This window comes from Stieleria sp. (assembly GCF_041595215.1).
GTDB classification, from domain to species: Bacteria; Planctomycetota; Planctomycetia; order Pirellulales; family Pirellulaceae; genus Stieleria; species Stieleria magnilauensis.
On the sequence record NZ_JBFHKV010000598.1, the window covers coordinates 1 to 5,231 of the forward strand.

At 59.6% G+C, this 5,231-nt stretch carries 2 protein-coding genes; both read left to right on the plus strand.

The features are described from left to right. The first annotated feature begins 570 nt into the window (after nucleotides 1-570). Nucleotides 571-1,830: a DUF1559 domain-containing protein gene (locus ABX749_RS20800; RefSeq protein ID WP_372897666.1), complete on the plus strand. Its 1,260-nt coding sequence runs from the start codon at nucleotides 571-573 to the stop codon at nucleotides 1,828-1,830. Nucleotides 1,831-2,228: 398 nt separating this feature from the next. Then, nucleotides 2,229-5,177: an FG-GAP-like repeat-containing protein gene (locus ABX749_RS20805; RefSeq protein ID WP_372897667.1), complete on the plus strand. Its 2,949-nt coding sequence runs from the start codon at nucleotides 2,229-2,231 to the stop codon at nucleotides 5,175-5,177. Nucleotides 5,178-5,231 lie beyond the last annotated feature (54 nt).

Here is a 5,231-nt window from a genome sequence, read left to right on the forward strand (position 1 = left end):
ACCACCGAGTCCGGCCATGCCCATCATCACCACCACGATGGCCAGCCCTGACCGTTCCTGCTGAATGCGTGTCTCGCCACGTAGCGGTAGGCCGCGAGCGCAATGCCGCTAGATCGACATTGATGGGCGCCGCTCGCGCTGGCGCGAACCGGCTGATGTCAGTTGATAATCAGCCGTTTGGCGCGAGCCTACGGGCCCTGCGCTGGTTAATACCTTCTCGATTGAGCGGTATTGGGCTTGCGGCCTGTCGCTATCCAGAAACGCCCGTTTCGCTCGCCACTCTCGGCGGGTCTGCCCGATGCCGTCCCCACCGGTCCGAGTACGACCGAATTGTGATCCATCGGACGTCGAAACCATTCGGCACGCCCGTAACACCGCAGTGTGCATTTCGGATCCATAAAACTTGGCACAGTGGCGTGAATTGTAGTTGAATCTGCTAATCGGCTCCCATAGACTCTACCTGCAGTGGCGACAGATTTGTAGATCGGGTGGGTTCCCACCCGTCATGCTTCGCTCTCCCGTGCGACGGGGTACGGTCGCAACTCTATTCCTCATTTCTGGAGTTTTTTTATGATTAGAAGCCGTGATCGGCGGGCTGGTTTTACGCTCGTCGAGCTTTTGGTGGTGATCGCCATCATTGGAATTTTGGTCGGCTTGTTGTTGCCGGCCGTCCAGGCTGCCCGTGAGGCGGCACGACGCATGAGTTGCAGTAACAACTTCAAGCAAATCGGCTTGGCGTTGCACAACTATCACTCGGCGTACAAAAACCTGCCGATGAACGCAGGCGGAACGTACAACAATAACCTGCCGAACAATGGTGATTTCAACAACTCCCACTGGCTCAGCTGGATGGTGGGTGTGTTGCCGTTCATCGAGCAACAGGGTCTGTGGGATCAAATCTCCAACCCGTTCAACAAGAACCGTGACGGCAGCATCAAGAACCCGCCGTTCGCGGCAATGGGACCGCGTCCCTGGAACCAGAACTATCAGCCTTGGCTGACTCAGGTTCCCGGGTATCGTTGTCCGAGTGATCCGACCCAGCCGGTCAACAACCGAGTCGCGTTTACGAATTACTCGGCCTGTATCGGCGATGCAATTTTTGAACAGCAGCACGGTGGGGTCAACGACCAGGGTGTTCCCAACGGCAGTGGGACCTGGGGTGATGAAGCCGGTCAACGATGGGCCCGAGGGGTCTTCCGCGCTCGTCACTTCACTAAGTTTCGTGACATCAAAGACGGTCTTTCCAACACCATTGCGTGTGGCGAGAATGTCGTTGGTGATCGAACCAACTTGGCCAAGGCTACGTTGATCGTTCGTCAGAACGACGTTTGGGATCTTCCGCCGTCGCAAGGCCAAGCGTTCATGGACCCCGACCGTCCGCAGTACGTCAACACTGACACCAACAACGGTGGCTTGCCGCCTTGTACGGGTTGCTGTGGTAGCGGCATGGGCCCCAATCCCTGTTACGACACTTCGGCCAACCACCAGCGCGGCCGTCGTTGGTCCGATGGTCGGCCGATGTTCAGCGTGTTCACCACGATCACGCCGCCGAACAGCTACAACATGCAGCGTTGGCACGGTGGGGGTGGTGTGATGAGTGCCTCCAGTTTCCACCAAGGTGGTGCTCACGTGCTGATGGCCGATGGAGCTGTGGTGTTCATCACGGACTCGATCGAGTCGGGTGACCAGAACCACGTTCCCTACGGTCGCGACAACGGTGACGGCCGTGGTGCCAACGGTGGTGCAGGTCGCGAAAGTCCCTACGGTCTGTGGGGTGCTCTGGGTACCAAGGCAAGTGCCGAAACGATCCAAGAGCAGCTGAACCAGTAAGGATTTTCAACGTCCGTTGAAATCAATGCCTGCGGGCGTGGTCACTCGACCACGCCCGCTTTTTCAATTGATCTATCGAGCGACAAACGATCTTGACAATGGCGGAAGCCGTGCGACGGTTTGTGGTTTCGAATCAGCCGTATGGCGCCAGCCTACGGGCCTCGGTGCGTATTCCTGGTGGCAACCCGTACGCTCGCGCGATACGGCTAATGCCACGTGTGATTCGATTGAAGCAGCAATCGGGCGACGCAAGCTGGAAGCTTACGCCACTTGGTCTTCCTCTCGTTTTTACTCTCACTCGGGCATGCGCCACCTTGATGCCTCCGTCTGAACCTCGGCACGCCGTCATTCTGCTCGTTGCGACCATGCTCTTGTTCACCGCATGTGACCGTTCGGCGGTGGACCCTTCTGAGCAGACGCCGCGCGAGCGGGTCGTCGAAACTGAAACCAAGACGCAGCCGGAAGCGGCGATCGCGTCCCCGCCGCCGGTCGAAAAACCGTTCGATCGCGATCAGGCGATTGATGCCGCACTAGCGTTGATCCAAGCCGGCAAGGTGGACGCGGCTGCGGCGGAATATCGCAAGGTGCTGATGACCGACCCCAGCGACGCGGAGGTCCTGTTTCGATTAGCGCGGCTGAACGCCGATCGCGGAAATCTTGCCGATGCAGTCGAATACCTGGACTCGATCCCAGTGACTCATCCGGAAGCCGGGCTGCCGTCGCTGGGACAGGCAGCCGATTGGTACATGCAGTTGGAACGGTACGACGAGGCTGAATCGAGGTATCTGAAGGTCCTCGAATTGGCCGGCGATGTCCCCGTCGCCCACCGACAACTCGCGTACCTGTACAACCGTCAGGGGCGGCGACACGAAGCGGCGGATCATTTGCATGCGCTTTGTCGCTTGGGCAATATTCAAGAAGACGAGTTGCATGCGTTGATGGTGTTGGGGCACGCGATTTTTGACGACCCGAACAAGCCTCCGCCGCGTCCCCGTCCCAACTTCCCGATCGGTCCGGCGGCCACCGCGCGGATGCTGTTCACCGCCAGCCGAAACGTCGAAGCGGTCGAGGCCCTTGATGAAACGGTGCGCGCGGGCGAAGCGGTTCCTTCGATCGTCGCCTTTTACGGGTTGCTCGCGATCGAAGCCCAGGACAACGAACGTTTTCAGTGGTGGCTGACCCAAGCCGACCAACCGGTTCAAGAATTCGCCGAATATTGGGCCGCGATCGGAGCCTTTTTGGTTTCGGAACGACGGTTTGAGGAAGCGGTCCGGGCGCTCGGCGAGGCACTGGCACGCGATCCCACCAATGTCGGCGCGATGCGGCGAATCAACCAGGCGTTGACGGCGCTCGGCCAGACCGAACAAGCTGAACGTTGGGAGAAGCGATACGACACCATCAGGGATGTCGTCTCGGCCAGTAACGCGATCGGAAAATCCCAGACGCCCGAATCGGCTCCGATCGACAACTACGCCACCATCGCCGACGGTCTGGATCAGCTGCAGCGCCCGCTCGAAGCGATGACGTGGCGGATCTTTGGGGCCTTTCATCGCAAGGCTTCGCAGGAAGAGATCGAGTCATTGAACGAGCGCCGCGCGGCGCTGTTTCGTTCGCCCGATGCCTTCGCTAGCCGCCAAGAACGCGTCTGCGGGCTCGACCTGGCCGAGTACCCGCTGCCGAAATTGGAGATCCCCGCCGCGATCGATGTTTCACCGCCACAAACCGCTCCATCGACCGATGACTTTCCCATCCCCGCGTTTGAAAACATCGCCGAATCGGTGGGGCTTGACCACACGTACTTCGTTGCCAGTGAGCCACAGCCGTTTCGGTTCGCGCTCTACCAGTCTCTCGGTGGCGGCATCGCTGTGCTGGACTACGACCTGGACGGTGCCGTCGATCTTTATCTGGCCCAAGGCGGCGCCGACGTCCCGTCCATGGTGGGTGAACGATCGAACCAGTTGTATCGCGGCGTCGACGGCAAACTCGTCGACCGGACGCAGTCCGCGGCGGCGACCGACACCCGTTATTCGGTCGGACTGGGCAGCGGAGATTGGAACCAGGACGGGTTCGCCGATCTTGTCGTCGCCAATATCGGAAACAAGGTGTTGCTGATCAACAATGGCGACGGCACGTTCCGGCGCCAGGTCTTTGACGAAGACCCCGGGCACCAAGTGTTGACCAGTTCGGTGGCGTTGGGCGACATCACCGGAGATGCGTTGCCGGATCTGTATGCGTTGCACTACGTCGAAGATCCGACGATGGTGAACCGTCCGGAAATGAATGAAAAGGGCGAGATCCTGACCATCTCGCCGGCCTCGTTTCAGCCCGGGATCGATTCCATTGCGGTCAACTATGGCCGCGGCGGCATGTTGCATCAACGGGTCAGCGACTCTCAAGGCGACGCCAGCACGGGGCTGGGCGTCGTGATCGCCGACTGGGACGGCCGACCCGGCAACGACATCTTTGTCGGCAACGATATTCGCGCCAACCAATTGTGGACGCGGTCGTCCGACCAGGACCGGTGGATCGATGTCGCTGCGGTCCGCGGTTGCGCGTTGGGCATCGGCGGAGTCGAAACCGCGTCGATGGGGATTGCCGTCGCCGACTTCGATGGCAACGGAATGCGCGACATTCACATCACCAACTTCTACCTGGAACCGGTCAGCCTGTTCATGAATCAAGGCGGCGTGTTCGAAGACCGATGCGTCCAGTATCGACTGCACCGCGACAGTTCCGACGTGCTCGGATTCGGTTGCCAAGCACTCGATTACGACCTCGATGGGCGTCCCGATTTGGCGGTCACCAACGGCAATATTGAAAAGGCTCCCGGGGAACCGCTGGAGCAGTCGCCGCAGTTCTTCGTCAACCTTGGCCGCCAATTTCGCCTTTCACCGGTCGACGATGCCTCGAATTACTGGACCGGAAAATACCTCGGCCGCGGTCTGGCGCGTTTGGATTTTAATGCCGATGGTCGACAGGACATGGTGATCTCGCACATCGGATCGCCGTCAGCACTGTTGATCAATCGCACCGAGACCTCCAACCATTGGCTGACGTTCCAACTGGTGGGTACCGAATCGGAACGGGATGCCATCGGCGCGCAGGTGGAAGTGCATCAGGGGCAGCGCACGTTGACCAATTGGATCGTCGGCGGAGATGGATACCTGTGTCACAACGAATCCACTGTGTCATTCGGGTTAGGCGAATCCGGCGATGACGTCCGCGTGACCGTCAGCTGGCCGAGTGGAACGCGGCAAGAGTTCGAGGGCATCGGAGTCGACCAACGACTGTTGCTGGTCGAAGGCCAAGACGAACCGATCACCCAGCGGGTGCCAAGCGGCCGCTAGTGTTCTGGCCACATTTAATGTTGGGATTTTGACCGGGCTAACGATCGAGAATCA